Origin of the sequence: Atopobacter phocae ATCC BAA-285 (assembly GCF_000526675.1) — a bacterium.
Classification (GTDB): domain Bacteria; phylum Bacillota; class Bacilli; order Lactobacillales; family Aerococcaceae; genus Atopobacter; species Atopobacter phocae.
On record NZ_JAGN01000072.1, the window covers coordinates 1 to 2,470 of the forward strand.

The 2,470-nt window shown below is 32.2% G+C and carries 3 protein-coding genes; 2 read left to right on the forward strand and 1 reads right to left on the reverse strand.

Going from position 1 to position 2,470, the window contains the following annotated elements; genetic code table 11:
* Nucleotides 1–20 precede the first annotated feature (20 nt).
* Together L866_RS09585 and L866_RS09885 are read left to right on the forward strand one after the other, a co-directional pair.
* Nucleotides 21–224: a hypothetical protein gene (locus L866_RS09585; protein WP_169729082.1), complete on the forward strand. Its 204-nt coding sequence runs from the start codon at nucleotides 21–23 to the stop codon at nucleotides 222–224.
* Nucleotides 225–783: 559 nt separating this feature from the next.
* On the forward strand, nucleotides 784–1,131 hold the full coding sequence (locus L866_RS09885; RefSeq protein WP_025730873.1) for a transposase: 348 nt from the start codon (nucleotides 784–786) through the stop codon (nucleotides 1,129–1,131).
* On the opposite strand, the gene adhP is transcribed toward L866_RS09885, so the two are convergent.
* Nucleotides 1,118–2,122 (reverse strand): alcohol dehydrogenase AdhP, encoded by a 1,005-nt coding sequence (adhP, locus tag L866_RS0108095; RefSeq protein ID WP_025730875.1) that lies wholly within the window; start codon nucleotides 2,120–2,122, stop codon nucleotides 1,118–1,120. The two genes, L866_RS09885 and adhP, sit on opposite strands and share 14 nt — an antisense overlap.
* Between the last annotated feature and the right edge of the window lie 348 nt (nucleotides 2,123–2,470).

The following is a 2,470-nucleotide window of genomic DNA, read 5'->3' on the forward strand; positions in this document are numbered from 1 at the left end:
TTTATCTTTTACACAATTATATGGACTTTATCGAAAAAATACAACCGTTAGTTGATTTAGGAATCAAAGAAGAGCAAATGGAATCAATCGATGAACCGTTACTTCATCATTTTTTAGTAGAATTTAAAAAAATATTGAAACGATCAATCAGTCAATTGAAAATCAATCCGTTCGAGGATTGGATGCTCGAAAAACACGTAGAAGACGATTTTAAAAAAACATAGACGTGTATCACTTGATTTTTTACCTCGACTCATCCAATATAAAAATTACTTGGATATTCTTAAAAATCGCAATAGTTTTTTTAAACTGACCACGACGCCACGTTTATGCGGATGAAAGATGACCATATGATGAATGGCCAATTAAAAGGAGGTTATAACTTATAAATCGCTACTGAAAATCAATTCATTCTACACTATGTTTTTTTCCTGATTCAACAGATACAAGAACGTTTATTCCATTTATTGAATCGTGTCCCTTCTCATTTAAAACAATTATTGCAGCTGTAAGATATGGTAGCGAAAAAACTTAACTTATTTGCTCCAATATCTGATTAAGTATGGCACATATGACAAAGAACAGAGTAAAAAATTTATTTAATCTCAAAAATTTGAAAAAAGATAAAAAAACGCTGGTTTATCTATCCGAATGGTATGAAATATCTTTATGCCTAAACCTCGAAAAAAAGAAATACAAGTACGCACGAAAAAACAGTGGATGTATTTAAAGTAGCACAACCTGAGATTGCACCTCCAAAAGCACTCTATTATAACGTACATTATGAACAACTTAAAAAAGGTAAAAGAAAAACTTTTATCTCCAAAAGGACGAAAACTATTTTCAAAAAGAAAAATAGATTTAGAGCCTGTTTTTGGTCAGATAAAAGCTTATTTGGGTTACACTCGTTGTCATCTTCGAGTAAAAAAAGAGATGGAATTAGTCCTAATGGCTAATAATATAAAAAAGACGCAAAAATTATTCAAAATAAATAAGAGAATCATTACGGGCGACGAATGTCGTATAAATGATTCTCTTATTTTTATTATTAGAGACCTTTTGTCCCAGTCTCTCTTATCATCTATTTTTTATTTAATAAATATGATAGTCTACTTGATTAAAATTCAATAACCATACGACCTTTAATTTTTCCTTGTTCCATTTCTTCAAAAATATCTTCAATATCTTCCATTGGACGTAATTGACATGTTGGAACAACTTTTCCTTCAGCACCTGCTTGGAATGCTTCAGCTAAGTCTTGGCGTGTACCTACTAATGAACCTTTAACACTAATTCCATCTAATACTAAACGTGGAATTGATAAATCCATTGATTCAGGTGGTAAACCTACCGCTACAATCGTAGCACCTGCTCTTACAGACCCTACCGCTTGATTAAACGCTGTACGAGCAACTGCTGTAACAACTGCTCCATGGGCGCCTCCAACTTTTTCTTGAATAACTGCTTCTACATCTTCATTTAATGGATTAATAACTAAATCTGCTCCAGATTCTTTAGCAAATTCCAATTGTTTTTCGTTAATATCCACACCAATTACTTTCAAGTTGAAAACTTTTTTAGCATATTGAACAGCTAAATTACCTAGCCCACCTAAACCTGAAATAACAATCCATTGTCCTGGTATTAAGTTAGCTTCTTTAATCGCTTTATAACATGTTACACCTGCACAAGTAATTGAACTTGCTGGTGCTGAGTCAAGTCCTTCAGGAACTTTAACAGAATAGTCTGCTGTAACGATACAGTATTCCGCCATACCACCATCTGCAGTATAACCCGCATTTTTCACTTCACGACAAAGTGTTTCACGGCCAGTTGTACAATATTCGCAATGTCCACAACCTTCAAAGAACCATGCTACACTCGAGCGATCTCCCACTTTTAAACTAGTCACGTCATCGGCAACTTCGATTACTTCACCAATACCTTCATGACCTAAAACGATTCCTGAAACATCACCAAAGTCTGCATTTTTTACGTGTAAATCTGTATGACATACTCCACAGCAAATCATTTTCAATAAAGCTTCACCATGTTTTAAAGGTCGAATTTCTTTTTCAACGACATCTGCACGTCTTTCAGGTGTTGCGACAATAGCTTTCATTTTTTTCAAGAGAATCACTCCTTAATTTGTTTTATATTTCACATATAAATAATAGCATATTCATCTTAATAATGAAAGACCTTTCATATAAAAAATATATGATTTTTACTACGTTGCTTACTGACAAAATTCCTTCTTAAATCAATAAAAAAGTAATTTAAAAATAAAATTTACATAATTTTTTTTACTATTTGAAGCGTTATCATTTCACGGTTTATTTTTATGTAATTAACTAATATTTATTGTTCAAAACTTTAGTCAAGTCCATAATCTTGTGTAAAATACTATACAATGTTCTATACTCTCTTACTGGTTAAACTTGATATACTTTCTTGTAGAACTGAGCCA